The sequence below is a fragment of the Ereboglobus sp. PH5-5 genome (assembly GCF_029504805.1).
In the GTDB taxonomy this organism is placed as follows: Bacteria; Verrucomicrobiota; Verrucomicrobiia; order Opitutales; family Opitutaceae; genus Ereboglobus.
On sequence record NZ_JAQFIT010000006.1, the window covers coordinates 1 to 14,355 of the forward strand.

At 58.9% G+C, this 14,355-nt stretch carries 14 protein-coding genes; 9 read left to right on the plus strand and 5 right to left on the minus strand.

From position 1 onward, the window contains the following. Positions 1–54: 54 nt before the first annotated feature. On the minus strand, positions 55–525 hold the full coding sequence (locus tag M2103_RS04855) for an MFS transporter (RefSeq protein ID WP_277509109.1): 471 nt from the start codon (positions 523–525) through the stop codon (positions 55–57). 59 nt (positions 526–584) lie between these two features. Then, entirely contained in the window at positions 585–1,157 is a 573-nt protein-coding gene (locus M2103_RS04860) for a TetR/AcrR family transcriptional regulator (RefSeq protein ID WP_108824756.1), read from the minus strand. A 458-nt stretch (positions 1,158–1,615) separates the two neighbouring features. On the opposite strand from M2103_RS04860, the gene M2103_RS04865 reads away from it, so the two are divergent. Then, positions 1,616–2,674 carry an inorganic phosphate transporter gene (locus tag M2103_RS04865; protein WP_108824755.1) on the plus strand — a complete coding sequence of 353 codons (1,059 nt, stop codon included), beginning with the start codon at positions 1,616–1,618 and terminating at the stop codon, positions 2,672–2,674. Between the two features lie 45 nt (positions 2,675–2,719). Beyond that, positions 2,720–3,871 (plus strand): homoserine O-acetyltransferase, encoded by a 1,152-nt coding sequence (locus M2103_RS04870; RefSeq protein WP_277509111.1) that lies wholly within the window; start codon positions 2,720–2,722, stop codon positions 3,869–3,871. A 234-nt stretch (positions 3,872–4,105) separates the two neighbouring features. On the opposite strand, the gene M2103_RS04875 is transcribed toward M2103_RS04870, so the two are convergent. Next, positions 4,106–4,702 (minus strand): mechanosensitive ion channel domain-containing protein, encoded by a 597-nt coding sequence (locus tag M2103_RS04875; RefSeq protein WP_277509112.1) that lies wholly within the window; start codon positions 4,700–4,702, stop codon positions 4,106–4,108. 123 nt (positions 4,703–4,825) lie between these two features. On the opposite strand from M2103_RS04875, the gene M2103_RS04880 reads away from it, so the two are divergent. The 7 genes from M2103_RS04880 (at position 4,826) to M2103_RS04910 (ending at position 11,942) form a co-directional block, all read left to right on the plus strand. Then, positions 4,826–5,236: a cytidine deaminase gene (locus tag M2103_RS04880; RefSeq protein WP_277509113.1), complete on the plus strand. Its 411-nt coding sequence runs from the start codon at positions 4,826–4,828 to the stop codon at positions 5,234–5,236. 30 nt (positions 5,237–5,266) lie between these two features. Further along, a complete protein-coding gene (locus M2103_RS04885; protein WP_277509114.1) occupies positions 5,267–6,697 on the plus strand; it encodes a glycoside hydrolase family 28 protein in 1,431 nt (476 codons plus the stop codon). A gap of 96 nt (positions 6,698–6,793) precedes the next feature. Next, positions 6,794–7,915: a DNA polymerase III subunit delta gene (holA, locus tag M2103_RS04890; protein ID WP_277509115.1), complete on the plus strand. Its 1,122-nt coding sequence runs from the start codon at positions 6,794–6,796 to the stop codon at positions 7,913–7,915. Between the two features lie 179 nt (positions 7,916–8,094). Then, positions 8,095–9,663 carry a glucose-6-phosphate isomerase gene (locus tag M2103_RS04895; protein WP_277509116.1) on the plus strand — a complete coding sequence of 523 codons (1,569 nt, stop codon included), beginning with the start codon at positions 8,095–8,097 and terminating at the stop codon, positions 9,661–9,663. Positions 9,664–9,809: 146 nt separating this feature from the next. Then, positions 9,810–10,382, plus strand: coding sequence for an isochorismatase family protein (locus M2103_RS04900; RefSeq protein WP_277509118.1), 573 nt, complete (start codon positions 9,810–9,812; stop codon positions 10,380–10,382). A 154-nt stretch (positions 10,383–10,536) separates the two neighbouring features. Continuing rightward, positions 10,537–10,833 carry a hypothetical protein gene (locus M2103_RS04905; RefSeq protein ID WP_277509119.1) on the plus strand — a complete coding sequence of 99 codons (297 nt, stop codon included), beginning with the start codon at positions 10,537–10,539 and terminating at the stop codon, positions 10,831–10,833. A gap of 89 nt (positions 10,834–10,922) precedes the next feature. Continuing rightward, on the plus strand, positions 10,923–11,942 hold the full coding sequence (locus M2103_RS04910; protein ID WP_277509120.1) for an HD domain-containing protein: 1,020 nt from the start codon (positions 10,923–10,925) through the stop codon (positions 11,940–11,942). A gap of 248 nt (positions 11,943–12,190) precedes the next feature. Here M2103_RS04910 and M2103_RS04915 read toward each other — a convergent pair whose 3' ends face one another. Both M2103_RS04915 and M2103_RS04920 read right to left on the minus strand, forming a co-directional pair. Further along, complete coding sequence (locus tag M2103_RS04915; RefSeq protein ID WP_277509121.1) at positions 12,191–12,925, minus strand: ElyC/SanA/YdcF family protein; 735 nt, start codon at positions 12,923–12,925, stop codon at positions 12,191–12,193. A 348-nt stretch (positions 12,926–13,273) separates the two neighbouring features. After that, the gene (locus M2103_RS04920; protein ID WP_277509122.1) at positions 13,274–14,176 is read right to left on the minus strand and encodes an SPFH domain-containing protein; all 903 of its coding nucleotides are present in this window, start codon (positions 14,174–14,176) and stop codon (positions 13,274–13,276) included. Between the last annotated feature and the right edge of the window lie 179 nt (positions 14,177–14,355).

A 14,355-nucleotide genomic window follows, 5' to 3' on the forward strand; every position in this document is an offset into this window, starting at 1 on the left:
AATTCCGGCGTGTAGGCTGGTTTTGTTTTTGGCATGTTTGTTTTTCTTTTGTGGTTATGTCTGCACCTCCTGTCCACAAATCAGGGGTAACCTCAAGGTGTATATCCTTGTCGCCTGGTTCGCCTCATACAGGTCGCTGACAATGGCGCGCGGAATAACAAGGCCGGTTGCCCCGCCGATTCCCTGAAGAAGCCTGCCGGTCATGAGCATGGTGGCGTTCGTGGAAACAGCCACCAGGCAGGAAGCCGCGCCAAATAGGACAACGCCGGCGAGCAACGGTATGCGCCGCCCAAGACCGTCCGCAATCGGTCCGCTGATCGCCTGCCCGAGCGCGAGTCCGATGAGGAACACGGAAAGCGACACCGGCATCAATCCGGCGCGAAGATTAAGGTCGGACTCGATGACGTTGAAGGCGGGCAGGTATATGTCGATCGCTATGGAATCGAATGCGGTAAAGGCGCCCAGCAGGACGAGCAGGCCCAGCGTGGCTTCCTTTTTTCCACTGATGACGTGTTGATTCTTCATAATAGTTTCCTCTCCGGTATCCGGAATCTTGTTGAATGCGACGGCGCGCGACGCGCCCACTATTTGATTGCGAGGCAAAAAAGCGCCCACATCGCATCAAGGCGTTTTTGGAATTTCTCATGTCCCCCGTAGAGCAGCTCCGCCTGGAGGCTGTCGATGATCCCGATGTAGGCCGCGGCAAGCTGCCGGGAGGTCATTCGTGATGGCGGCAGGTTCTTGAAGACGTTCTGCACAATCTGCTCAATCCCGTCGAAATAACCCTGCATGGACTTCGCGATCTTTTTTTCGATTGACCGCGGGGGAACGTAGGCGGCGTTGAGGATGAAGCGCAGCTGCGGGCTGGACTCGAAGCGCCGGCCAGTTTCGCGAAGGAACGCGGAGAGACGTTTTTCGGGGGTTCCGGGTTCGTTGAGGAATTGCTGTGTGTAGGAAAGTTCCTGCTCAATTACGAGACTCACAAGATCGAGGAAAAGCTCGGTCTTGCCCGCAAAGTGAGCGTAGAGGCCGGGGGTTTTGATCCCGACATCCTTTGCGATTTCGGACATGGCCGTGCCATCGAACCCTTGAGAGGCGAATCGTTTTAAGGCCGCCCGCCTAATTTTGTCCTGTGTTGTCATTCTCTTTGCGTGCATGACTTGCTTAATGAGCGTTAATTAAAAAAAAGGCGCCTCATTCATCAGATTATTCGAGACAGTCAACGATTTTATTCCCGGACGCCGGGCGAAAAAATTGAAATGACACGGGATGGTAAGGAGGAGAAATTTTGAAGGAGTCAGGACGAAATGGCGCCAAGCCAAGGCGGCGCAGCCATGGCGGACTGTCGCTTGGGGCAAAACCCCGACGCGGCATAATTCGTCGCGTCCCAATGCGTTAAAACTGCACAGAAAAAATATCCGCGCCGCCCTTCAGACGACAAACGCCCTTAACCCGGAGCCATTCCGCCATGCCATATTCAAAGGCCGCGTTCAAAAAGTCGCCTCCTGATTTTTTTCTCTTACCCGCGAATCTGCGTGAAATTCTCCAGCGATTCGAATTCAATTCATTCCTTTATCGCATTTTTTCCGCACCATCACACTCGCCACGATCCCACATGACTCTTTTCCTGATCGTCCTGCTGACTGCGCTCGCCTTTGAATATATCAACGGCTTCCACGACACCGCCAACTCCATCGCCACAGTCGTCTCCACCAAGGTGCTCACGCCCCGCCAGGCAATCCTGCTGGCCACCGTCATGAACCTCGCCGGCGCGCTCATTATGGGCACCAGCGTGGCGAAGACAATCGGCGCGGGAATCGTGGACACCAGCGTGATCGCGATGCCCACGGTGCTCTGCGCGCTGCTCGGCGCGATTTTTTGGAACGTCTTCACCTGGTGGCTCGGCCTGCCGTCGAGCTCCAGCCACGCGCTCATCGGCGGGCTCTGTGGCGCGGCGCTCGCCTCCACGCACGGCGACTGGAGCGTGCTCCACTGGGCCACCGGTCTTTGGCCCAAGGTCGTCGGCCCCATGTTGATCGCGCCGTGCGTCGGGTTTGTGGTGGCTGCAATCGTCATGTTCACGCTTTACAAGGCGTTGAGCCGCGTGCGCCCGCGCTTCATCAACATGATTTTCGGAAAGCTCCAGGTGATGAGCGCCGCGTGGATGGGTTTTAGCCATGGCTCCAACGACGCGCAAAAAACCATGGGCATCGTCACCCTCGCGCTCCTCACCGGCACGCAAACAGGCGCGTTCAAGGACCTGCCCGAATGGCTCTCGTTCCTGCGCGTCGAGACGATGGAGGTGCACACTTGGGTCATCATCGCCTGCGCGCTCACCATGGCCGCCGGCACCGCCGCGGGCGGCTGGCGCATCATCAAAACCATGGGCCACAAGATGGTAAAACTTCAGCCCATAAACGGCTTCGCCGCCGAGACAACCGCCGCCATGGTCATCGAAACCGCCACGCATTTCGGCGTGCCGCTCTCGACCACGCACGTCATCTCGACCTCGATCATGGGCGTGGGCTCGGTGAAACGTTTCAGCGCGGTCAAGTGGGGCATCGTCGGGCGCATCGTCTGGGCCTGGGTGCTCACCATACCGGTGACGGGACTGATCGGCTACGGCCTGATGCGACTCGCGCACTTGCTATTTTCGTTTGAATGGATGGCATAAACCGAGCGCCCGTTTTTCGGCTCCCGAAAAACCCGCACGCACAACATGAACGACGCCGCTGGCAAAAACACAATCGAACGCGCCGAACCCGGGGAAGTCGGGATCGTGCAACCGCGCGATTTTGTTTCGACCGGCGAGTTTGTTTTTGAAAGCGGCCAGAAACTCCCCGGCTTCACGCTTCGCTACGAGACCTACGGACGCCTCAACCCCGCGCGCGACAACGCAATCCTCGTCTGCCACGCGCTCAGCGGCGATCACCACAGCGCCGGCATCCACACCCTCGCCGACCGCAAGCCCGGCTGGTGGAACAACCTCATCGGCCCCGGCAAGGCGGTCGACACCAACCACTGGTTTGTCATCTGCTCCAACTGCCTCGGCGGCTGCCAGGGCTCGACCGGCCCCTCCACGATCAACCCGCAAACGGGCCGCGTGTTCGGCATGACGTTTCCCTTTGTCACCATCCGCGACATGGTGCGCGCGCAAAAACGCCTGGTCGACTCCCTCGGCATCGGCTCGCTCTACGCCGTGATCGGCGGCTCGATGGGCGGCATGCAAGTCCTCCAATGGGGCATCGAGTATCCCGGTTTCGTCCGCAAACTCCTCCCCATGGCCACCACCGCCCGCGAAAGCGCGCAGGGCATCGGTTTCAACGAAGTCGGACGCCAGGCCATCATGCAGGACCGCGACTGGAACCACGGCGATTATCCCAAAAATGGAGGCCCGCGCGTCGGCCTCGCCATCGCGCGCATGATGGCGCACATCACCTACGTCTCCGACGCGAGCATGGACCGCAAGTTTGGACGCAAGCGCACCGCCGCCGAAAGCTCCACCGCCGCCTACACATTCGACGCGCAATTTGAAGTCGAAAGCTACCTGCGCTACCAGGGCGAGGCTTTCATCAATCGTTTCGACGCGAACTCCTATCTCTACATCACGCGCGCCATCGACCACTTCGACCTCGCCGAGGCCCACGGTTCGCTTGAAAAAGCCTTCGAGAAAATCGAGGCCGAAACACTCGTCGTCGGCTTCACGAGCGACTGGCTGTTTCCCCCGGATCAAAACCGCGAAATTGTCCTCGCCCTGCTCCGCGAAGGCAAGCGCGCCAGCTATGCCGAAATCACGACCGACCTCGGCCACGACTCCTTCCTGCTCGAATCCGAGGAACTCTACGCCCTCGTGCGCGGTTTTTTGAAGTAGGAGCGGCGCGCATGCGCCAGGGCGACGCGGGATGCGTTTTGGTTCCGGGCACGTCGCAAAAAAACGCGGCCGCGCGCGCTTTCTTTCGACGTGCCCGCCGCGGTGATGCGACTGTTGCGGAGGCGGACGGTCTCGCGGTTCTCAAAACACTGGCGTCCTCGATTGATGAACACCGCGCCCAGGCAACCGGGAAAGCGCCGGCCGGAAACATGCGCCGAAAATGAATTCGCGCCCTCAGACCTCCTTGTGGTGCTCGTCCTTGTAGAGTTGCTCGGCCAGCGTGGTCTCGACAACCTTGCCCCCGGGGCGGCGTTTTACAATGCGTTGAAAGAAGAGGTTGTTTGGAATCTGGATCAGGCGGCCCTCGTCGTCCTGCAATGTCGTGTAGGCAAAATTAAGGTTGATGACCTTGCCGCGCAATCCGGCGGGATCGGTGAACTCAATATCGTCGCCAACCTCGAACGGCCGGAAAAACAAAATCAGCACGGTGCACGAAAGATTGCTGAGCACGCTCCACATGGCGACAAACCCGACGGCGATCAGCGCGGCCACCGTGCCGATCATCGCCCAAAGGCTGCCGAGGTCGGCCTCGAACGCGCCGAACACGGCGATCACACCGACAAAAACAAAAAAATACTTGGTCGCGCGCCGCATGGGCTCGGCAAACGTGGCGCTGGTGCGCATCGACAAAAAGAGCAGCAGCCGCTTGGCGATGAAATACAATACCGTGATGAATACTATGTAAACGAGCGCCTTGGGCAGGTGTCCGACGATATGCAACGAAACACGTTTGATGTCATCAATGGTGGACTGTTCGAAAAGCCAGTTCATGGGAGTTGCATTGAGCACGTCTTGACGGAAAAAAAGCGCAAGACTTTTGAGGGCGATACGGAAACAATTGCCACGTGTCCTAATTTAGTTTTTTCATCTCCCAAACCTCACACTTTTCGTCCCATGAAAAAGATTCCCTCCGCAACCGTGCAGCGTTTGAAAAAACTCGCGCGCGCCGCGGCGAAAAAATCCCACTCCCCATACAGCGGGTTTCCCGTCGGGGCGGCAATCCTCGCCGGCTCCGGCAAAACCTACACCGGCGCCAATGTCGAAAACGCATCCTACGGCCTGTGCAACTGCGCCGAGCGCACCGCCATCTTCACCGCGGTCGCGGGAGGCGAGCGCGAGGTGCGCTGCGTCGTCGTTTACACGCCCACAAAAACCGCCGCCTCGCCCTGCGGGGCGTGCCGCCAAGTGATCAACGAATTCGGCCCGCAAGCCCGCGTTATCTCCATTTGCGACAGCGACGACCTCCTCGACACAACGCTCGACATCTTGCTGCCGCGCGCCTTCGGCCCCAAAAACCTGGACTGACTTTCCGTTCGCAAAAAAACAAAACCACCCATGAAACACATCCTCACACGCATCCTCGCCGCCGCCGCGTTCATCGCGGCCTGCGCGCCCGATTTTGTTTCCGCCGGCGGCGCGCCCGACCCTTGGGCCGAGGTTCCCAAGATTCTCGCGCGCATCAAGGCGCCCTCGTTTCCCGACCGCGTGTATCCAATAACCAAATACGGGGCGACGGCCAATGGAAAGGGCGACTCGAGCGAGGCCATCCGCAAGGCAATCGACGCCTGCGCCGCCGCCGGCGGAGGCACGGTGCTTGTCCCCGCGGGCACGTTTCTCACCGGACCGATTCACCTCAAAAGCAACATCAACCTCCATCTCGCCGAGGGTGCCACGCTCCTATTTTACAACGACCCCGACCGCTACATGCCGAATATTTTCACGCGCTGGGAAGGCGTCGAGCTCATGAACTTCTCGCCGCTCATCTACGCCCACGGACAGGAAAACATCGCCATCACCGGCAAGGGCACGCTCGACGGACAGGCCACCGACGACACTTGGTGGGCCATGCACGACCTCTCCAAAAACCGCGTGCCCGGCCAGCCGCCCGGCTCCGACAGCCGCAACACCCTCATGCGCCAGGCCGACGAGCCCATCGAAACAATGGACCCGCGCAAACGCATCTACGGCAAGGGCGAAAACCTCCGCCCGCCCTTCATCCAGCCTTACAACTGCAAAAACATCCTCATCGAAGGCGTGACGATCCTCCGCTCGCCCTTCTGGGAAATCAACCCCGTGCTCTGCCAAAACGTGACCGTGCGCGGCCTGAAAATCATCTCCCACGGTCACAACAACGACGGCTGCAACCCCGAATCGTGCGCCGATGTGCTCATCGAGGACGTGTATTTCGACACCGGCGACGACTGCATCGCGATCAAGTCCGGACGCAACAACGACGGACGCCGCGTCAACGTCCCCTCCGAAAACATCATCATCCGCAACTGCGTGATGAAAGACGGCCACGGCGGCGTCACCATCGGCAGCGAAATCTCCGGCGGCTGCCGCAACGTCTTTGTTGAAAACTGCCGGATGGACAGCCCGCACCTCGACCGCGCGCTCCGATTCAAAACAAACGCCGTGCGCGGCGGTGTGATCGAAAACATCTACTTCCGCAACATCCAGGTCGGCCAGGTCGCCGACGCCGTCGTGCACGTCGATTTTAATTACGAGGAAGGCGCGAAAGGCGCGCACACGCCCGTCCTCCGCAATGTCGTGATCGAAAACATGACAAGCCAGTCCAGCTCGTATGCCTTCTACCTCCGCGGTTTTGCGAAATCGCCCATCAGCAACATCACCGTGCGCGACAGCGTTTTCAATGGAGTGCAGCGGGACAACATTCTTGAGCATGTGGACGGCTTCGAGGCCGTCGACGTGAAGATCAACCGCGTGCCGCCCAAACCCAAAATCAAGAAAAAGAAAAAAGGCTGACCGGTCGCGGCGCGCCCCGCCCTCCCGCGATTAAATCGCCCGAAAACTTGATTCTTTCTTGTTACCCCGCGCCGCCGTTCGCATCTTGGGGACGACATGCCAGCTTCCGCCAAACCCTTTATCTTCATCTGCGGCGCCGACGATTTTCTCGTCAGCCGCGAAGGCAAGGCGCGCTACGATGAAATCGCCGCGACCATCACCGACGAGTTTTCACGCGAAATCATCAACGGCACCGCCAACAACGTCGCCGAGGTCGAGGCCGCCGTGAACCGCTTCCGCGACAGTGTGCAGACCATCTCCATGTTCGGCGACCGCCGCCTCGTCTGGCTCAAGGACGTCACCTTCCTCGCCGACAACCAGACCGGGCGCGCCGAGTCAACGCTCGCCCAAGTCGATAACCTTCGGGAAATCCTCGCCGCCAACAACCCCGGGCAAGTCGCCATCCTCATCACCGCCGCGCCCATCGACAAGCGCCGCAGCTTCTACAAATGGTGCGAGAAAAACGCGGACTTCACCCTTTGCGGCGGGGACTCATCCGACAAGAACAAGCCCGAGGCATTCGCCCCCATTGTCACTGCGGAAGCGCAAACCCTCGGCGTCACTTTCGGCGCCAACGCCCTCCCGCTCCTCCTTGCCAAGATCGGCCTCAACACGCGCCTCCTCATCGAGGAAGTCCACAAACTCGCCAACTACCTCAACGACGGCGAAACCGTGATCGAGGAAGCCCACGTCGCCGAACTCACGCCCAATATCGCCGAGGGCGATTTCTTTGAGGCCACCGAGGCATTTTTCAGCGGAAACCTCCAGCGCACACTCGACGCCATTCACCGCCACTTCTTCAACGGCGGCGACGCCCGCCCGCTCATCAGTTCGCTTCAAGGCCGCAACCGCCTGCTGCTTCAAATCCGCGCCCTCGTCCATGCCGGCGACCTGCGCATGGGCAATTACGGCATCGACAAATCCTCCTTCGAAAAACTCGCCTCGCCCGATTCCTACGGACGCCACTTCGCCGGCGTCACCGAGAAAACCAATTTTAACCTGTTCAGCCAAAACACCTGGTATCTCGGCCGCCTCGCCTCGCGGCTTCCATCTATGAAGGACCTCATCGACAACCAGCAGGAGTTCCTGGCCGCCTTCGAGGAAATCATCCGCCGCTCCAGCGAACAGGAGCAGGTCCTGCGGGAAATGACCCTCCGCTGCCTCGGCAAAAACGCCTAGTTCACGCGGAATGCGCATCAAGCGCGCCGGCGTTCAGCAAGGTCTGAAATCCGGCTTGTATCGCCCCGAAAAACAAACGGCTTTTCTCCTGTATTTTCACCATCCAAACTCTCAAACTTTCAATTCCGCGGTTCATTCCGCATGTCAAACCACTCGCAAACTCGTAGACCACACTCATCATGACCTGGCAACGCTTCCAAAAATACTACTACAACAACGCCTCGCTCGGCCTCTCGCTCGACATCAGTCGCATCCCGTTCCCGGACGATTTCTTCGCGAACATGGAACCCGCCGCGCAGCGCGCCTTCGCCGCCATGGCCGAGCTCGAGCGCGGCGCCATCGCCAATCCCGACGAAAACCGCATGGTCGGCCACTACTGGCTCCGCAACGCCGCCCTCGCCCCCACCGCCGAGCTCCGCGACGCCATCACCGGCACCCTCGCCTCCATTAAGGACTTCGCCGCCAAAATCCACTCCGGCGAAATCAAGGGCTCCACCGGCAAGAAGTTCACCGACCTGCTCGTCGTCGGCATCGGCGGCTCCGCGCTCGGACCGCAACTCGTCCAGCACGCCCTCGGCCAGCCCCGCCGCGACAAAATGGACATCCACTTCTTCGACAACACCGACCCCGACGGCATCGACTACGTGCTCGACACGCTCCGCCGCCGCCTCGACCGCACCCTCGTCATTGTCATCTCCAAATCCGGCGGCACCGTCGAAACCCGCAACGGCCAGCTCGAGGCCGCCGCCGCCTTCCGCGCCGCCAAGCTCGACTACGCCAAGCACTTCATCGCCATCACCGGCGCCGGCAGCAAACTCGACCAAACCGCCACCGCCGAGGCCTGGCTCGCCCGCTTCCCCATGTGGGACTGGGTCGGCGGCCGCACCTCCGAACTCTCCGCCGTCGGCCTTCTCCCCGCCGCCCTCCAAGGCATCGACATCGACGCCATGCTCGCCGGCGCAGCCGCCATGGACGAAGTCACCCGCCGCGCCGACACCGCGCGCAACCCCGCCGCCCTCCTCGCCCTCATGTGGCACCACGCGACCGACGGACGCGGCGCGAAGGACATGGTCATCCTCCCCTACAAGGACCGCCTGCTCCTCTTCTCGCGCTACCTCCAGCAACTCGTCATGGAGTCGCTCGGCAAGGAACTCGACCTCGCCGGCGCCGTTGTCAACCAAGGCATCGCCGTTTACGGCAACAAAGGCTCCACCGACCAGCACGCCTACGTGCAGCAACTCCGCGAGGGCGTGAACAACTTCTTCATCACCTTCATCGAAGTCCTCAAGGACCGCCCCGCCAAGACCGCCATCGAGGTCGAGCCCGGCGTCACCACCGGCGACTACCTGCAAGGCTTCTACCTCGGCACCCGCGCCGCGCTCACCGAAAAAGACCGCCACTCGATCACGATCACCGTCGCCGACATCTCCCCGCGCACCCTCGGCATGATGATCGCCCTCTACGAGCGCGCCGTCGGCCTCTACGCGAGCCTGGTCAATATCAACGCCTATCACCAACCCGGCGTCGAGGCGGGCAAAAAAGCCGCCACCGCCGTGATCGCCCTCAAGCAAAAACTCATGACCGCGCTCCAGGCGCCCGACGCCAAGCCCGCCACCGCCGAGCAACTCGCCGCGCAAGTCGGCGGCGACCCCGAGCTCGCCTTCAAAATCCTTGAGCACCTCACCGCCAACAAAGCCGTCAAAAAGAAGGCCAACATAAACCCCTTCAAATCCAAGTATCGGCTCTGATAGCAAAAAATTAACCACAGAGAGCACGGAGAGACACAGAGTCCCGAATAGAAAAAAGAACTCTGCCTTTCCTCCTCTCCGTGCTCATCCGTGTCCTCCGTGGTTAATCAATTCTGATTCCTCCCGCCTCCTCCATCCTCTCCTCCATGTCTTCCCCCATCCCCGGCGCCCTCCTGCTCTGCATCGACCTGCAAGATATCTTCCTGAAAGCCATGCCCGACGCCGGGCGACTTTCCTCGCGCTGCGAATTCGCCATCGAAGCCGCGCGCCTGCTCGGCATCCCCGTTGCCTTCACCGAGCAAGTCCCGCAAAAACTCGGCCCCACCGCGCCGCAGTTCCTAAAAGCCGCCGCCGGAGGCACGCGCCGCAAGCCGATGCAACTCGCCAAAAACACCTTCTCCGCGCTGGCTGACGACGGCATCCGCGAAACCCTCCTCGAAAAACACAAAGTCGAGCACCTCATCCTCTGCGGCATAGAGACCCCGATCTGCGTCTATCAAACCGCGCTCGACGCCATCAACAGCGACCTGCAAGTCACGCTCCTCACCGACTGCCTCGGTGCCCGCCGCCCCGACGATTCCCGCGACGCACTAAACGCCCTCATCCGCCTCGGAGTCTACGCCCTCCCCTCGGAAACCATCTTCTACAGCGTGGTGGGCACCACCGAGCACCCGGCATTCAAAGATTACACGAAGTTGGTGAAGAAGTATTCGACATAAGATCAATCGACCCAAAACTGCATGCCCCATGCTTCGCCTTTCATCACGTGCTACATTTTTCTGGAAGGTCATCTTTCCCCTATTATGCATGGTGCTTGGATGGCTTGGATTCAATGAGAGTTATACTGCATCCATTTTCCTTATTATAATTCTCATGGCATTATTCGCATTTGCGCTTTTTCCCTTAAAAGATGTATTTTATAATTCCGAAACCAATGCCCTCCACATCAAGGGTCTGACCAAAGAAATTGTCGTCGATATCTGTGACATAGTTTCCGTGAAAAATCACCGCCTTAGCCCGGAAATGATCACTATTACACTAAACAAAAGCACTCCATTCGGAACGAATATTAGATTTATTCCTCCGCATAGAATCGGCATATTCTCACAGCATCCGACGGTCGATTTTCTGCAAAAATTAGCACTATTTTCGAAACGGCAGAACACATAATCACTCCATAAACACTCGCTTGCCCCACAAAAACCTACGGCTCCCGACGTTTCCTTCTGTGCAAAGTTTATTATCTTAATTTTTCCACCATGCCCGACTCCCCCCACCTCACCGTCCGCGACCTTCGCGCTCAAGACACGCCTTCAGGCGCGCCTTTCACCGGCACCTACATTCTCAAGCGCTGCACGGCCAAGACCGCGTCGAACGGCAATCCGTTTCTCTCAATCGAAGTCGGAGATCGCACCGGTTCGTTCAACGCCAACCTCTTCGCCGATCATCCGCAGTTCGACACCACCCGATCGCTCGCCGAGGGTTCGCCCGTTTGCATCGAGGGCCGCGTCGATCACTTCAACGGACGCCTCTCGCCCAGAATCCTCAAGCTCACCCCGCTGACCGAGGAGGAACTCGTCCAAAATCCCAACCTGCTCGAAAATCTTGTCGAAACCCCGCCCGAAAACGCCGACGCGCTCTGGGCCGAATTCCAAGCCTACATCGATTCCATCGCGCACGACGAACTCCGCATGACCGTGCGCGGCGTCTTCGAGGAAATCGGCGACGCCTTTCGCGCCTCCGCCGCCGCAGTCGCCATGCACCACGCCTACCGCCACGGCCTGCTCGAGCACACCACGCACATGGCGCGCGCCGCCAAGGCGCTTTTCCCCGTCTATCCCGAAATCAATCCCGACCTCGCCATGGCCGGCATCCTCCTTCACGACACCGGCAAGACCATCGAATATGAAGGCGCGTTCGCCACGCGCCGCTCGCGCAAGGGCATCCTTCAGGGCCACGTCGTCCTCGGCTACCAGATCGCCCGCAAGCACGGACTCAAGGCCCGCCTCAACACCGACCTCCTCGAGCGCCTTGAACACATCATCCTCTCGCACCAAGGCGAACCCGAATGGGGCGCGGCCATCTACGCCGCCACGCCCGAGGCCGTCTTCGTTTCAATGGTCGACAACCTCGACGCCAAAATGGGCATGGTTCAGCGCACCCTTCGCCAGGCGACCCCCGACGACGAATTCTCCGAACGGCTCCCCGGCCTCAACTCACAACTCCTCGTCACGCCGCCCCTCATCAACGTGACAACAAGCACGCCGCCCGCCCCGTAACCGGGACTCCCGCCAACATCATTGCGATTCATTTCGGGTGACCGGATTGAAGGTCGCAACGCGAGGTGAACACAACACCCGAAAAAAACCCGGACGAAATATAGTCGCGAGCATGTTCGATTTGCTCGTTCGCATCTTTTGGTAGGGCGAACCCTCCGGGTGAGCCGAAACATTCCCGCCTCACCCGGAGGGTTCGCCCTACCAAAAAGCATCTCCCCGCGATAGTTCACATCGAAAAGCTCAATCTATCACTGCATCCCAAGTTGCGGTGCTCCTGCCGGAACTCTGGACAAAACAATCGGCTCGCGAGGCCCGAGATGGCGCGGCTTGTGCGGAAATATATAAATTTCCAGCATCGCGAATGTGCGCGAAACAATCTCGCGGATTTCCGTGCGGACCGAATGGCGGAAAACCACGTCGCGTGCGCAAAACCCGATTGCGCCGATTCCGTTCGCGCGCGCCAGCGTCACGGCGCGCGTGTTGTGATAACGCTGCGTGACAATCACCACGCGATCCGACAGGCCAAAAATTTCCTTCGCGCGAACGACCGAATCATAAGTGCGAAATCCCGCGAAATCACACGTAATCGCCCCCGCCGGCACACCGCGCGCGACAAGCGCGTTTTTCATCGCCGTCGGCTCGTCGTAATCGGTGCTGTGATTGTCCCCGCTCACAAGCAAATGCCTCACCTTGCCCGCATGATACAGCGCCGCCGCCGCGTCCATGCGCGAAACAAAGTGCATATTTTCGCGACCGTCGGCCAGATGCGAGCTCGCTCCCAGCACGAGCCCGACATCGCGCGCCGGAACGACCGCAATATCATCGTATATATAATCCCGGTTTGCCGTGATTATATAATAATTCGCAAACGCGACAAACAATACGCTTGCGGCCGCCAGCGCGCCGGCCACGCGCAGCCAGCGGATGCGACGATGAAAAGGCGTCGGTGCGTCGGCTTCTTGTTTTCGCGTGAAAAATCGCATGGCGTGATGATGAAAGGCGGCTTGGTTGCGCATCGATTGATTGCACCCGCCGCGCACCGTGCGAGATTATATTCTCTGGTGTGAATAAGTTCTTTTGGAGTGCGGCACTTCAGTGCCGCTTTGATCAGGGCGATTCATCGCTCCGCCACGCGTTCAATCTCCCGTTCGGTGAAGAAAAAGGCAGCGGGATGAATCCCGCTGCCCAAGGCGGCGATAAATCGCCGCATTCCATAACGTTTCCCGTCGCTTTTACTAAACGGCTCTGTGGAGCCGCGCCCCTTACTCAACCGCCTCCGCGTCGCGATTGGTTAAGCATTATGATTATTGTTGCATGTTGCGCCTGTCGAATTACGCGCCGTGAGTCTCGCGCTTCATATCGCTGGAGAGTTCCGCATATTTGTCGAAACCAATTACGATACGCGCGTTTGCGTTCTTCGATAACGCTGCGAGCGCCTCCAACTCGCGCAAACGCAAGAGCGCCGGATGACGCGCGTAGGCTTCGGCCGCCTGCGCTTGCTCGCGAAGAGCGCGAATCTCGGCTTCGTTGCGAATGCGCAATGCCTCGGCTTCGGCCTGCGCTTCTTTCAAGCGGGCGGCAGCATGCGACTCGGCAGCTTTTACATCGGTTTCCGCAGCAGTGCCTGCTTCGATGACTTTGATTTTTGCCTTCGCCTCAGCCTCGATTTTTTGCTGCTCGGCCTTCGTGCGGGTTTCAATCAACTGCGCCTGGCTCAAGCGTTCCGCCGCCAAAACTTTGTTCATGATTTCCTGAAGGTTGCCTGGAAACACGAGGTCTTTCACATCTGCGCGCAAAATCCCAACACCGTAACCCGCCGCGGCACCTTTTACATCGCGCAAGATGTCTTCGCTAAGACGCGTGCGATTAGTAAGAATTTCCTCAAGCGTCATCGAGGCCAACGAGCGACGCGCGGCAAGTTGCACATCACTATACAAACGCTCATCATGATTGCTCACGTGGTGCAACGCCGCCACTGGATCGGTAACTTTGAACTGCACAATGATGCTCACGCGAATGGCTACCTTATCGGCGGTGAGAATTTCCTGCCCTTTGATTGTCAGATCGCGCTCACGCATATCGACAAGAACAATTTCAACCTTCGATTTTCGCATAAACGAAAACAACGGCGTTCCCGGCAACTCATAACGCCCGGGACCAAGGATTTCCTTCATCACACCATCTTCATAGCGGAGGCCGCGGTGCGTGTCTTTTATTATAATTTCGTTTTTCATAATTTTTCAGTGTTTGATTTGGTTTTAAATTGGAGCCCCGTAACACCATCCATGTGTGCGTAGAAATCGGTCACAGATCAGTCCCATAAAGTCTGGATTTGATAATGGGTCATTTGGTGATTTCCGCACTTATGGTGTCGGGGCAAAAGGGAATGAATATTTTTGTGGGTGCGATGCAA

Excerpts from the sequence above, each read along its gene's own strand:
- M2103_RS04855 (WP_277509109.1), bottom strand. The coding sequence starts at position 525 with ATGAAGAATCAACACGTCATCAGTGGAAAAAAGGAAGCCACGCTGGGC.
- M2103_RS04860 (WP_108824756.1), bottom strand. The coding sequence starts at position 1,157 with ATGCACGCAAAGAGAATGACAACACAGGACAAAATTAGGCGGGCGGCC.
- M2103_RS04865 (WP_108824755.1), top strand. The coding sequence starts at position 1,616 with ATGACTCTTTTCCTGATCGTCCTGCTGACTGCGCTCGCCTTTGAATAT.
- M2103_RS04870 (WP_277509111.1), top strand. The coding sequence starts at position 2,720 with ATGAACGACGCCGCTGGCAAAAACACAATCGAACGCGCCGAACCCGGG.
- M2103_RS04875 (WP_277509112.1), bottom strand. The coding sequence starts at position 4,702 with ATGAACTGGCTTTTCGAACAGTCCACCATTGATGACATCAAACGTGTT.
- M2103_RS04880 (WP_277509113.1), top strand. The coding sequence starts at position 4,826 with ATGAAAAAGATTCCCTCCGCAACCGTGCAGCGTTTGAAAAAACTCGCG.
- M2103_RS04885 (WP_277509114.1), top strand. The coding sequence starts at position 5,267 with ATGAAACACATCCTCACACGCATCCTCGCCGCCGCCGCGTTCATCGCG.
- holA (WP_277509115.1), top strand. The coding sequence starts at position 6,794 with ATGCCAGCTTCCGCCAAACCCTTTATCTTCATCTGCGGCGCCGACGAT.
- M2103_RS04895 (WP_277509116.1), top strand. The coding sequence starts at position 8,095 with ATGACCTGGCAACGCTTCCAAAAATACTACTACAACAACGCCTCGCTC.
- M2103_RS04900 (WP_277509118.1), top strand. The coding sequence starts at position 9,810 with ATGTCTTCCCCCATCCCCGGCGCCCTCCTGCTCTGCATCGACCTGCAA.
- M2103_RS04905 (WP_277509119.1), top strand. The coding sequence starts at position 10,537 with ATGGCATTATTCGCATTTGCGCTTTTTCCCTTAAAAGATGTATTTTAT.
- M2103_RS04910 (WP_277509120.1), top strand. The coding sequence starts at position 10,923 with ATGCCCGACTCCCCCCACCTCACCGTCCGCGACCTTCGCGCTCAAGAC.
- M2103_RS04915 (WP_277509121.1), bottom strand. The coding sequence starts at position 12,925 with ATGCGATTTTTCACGCGAAAACAAGAAGCCGACGCACCGACGCCTTTT.
- M2103_RS04920 (WP_277509122.1), bottom strand. The coding sequence starts at position 14,176 with ATGAAAAACGAAATTATAATAAAAGACACGCACCGCGGCCTCCGCTAT.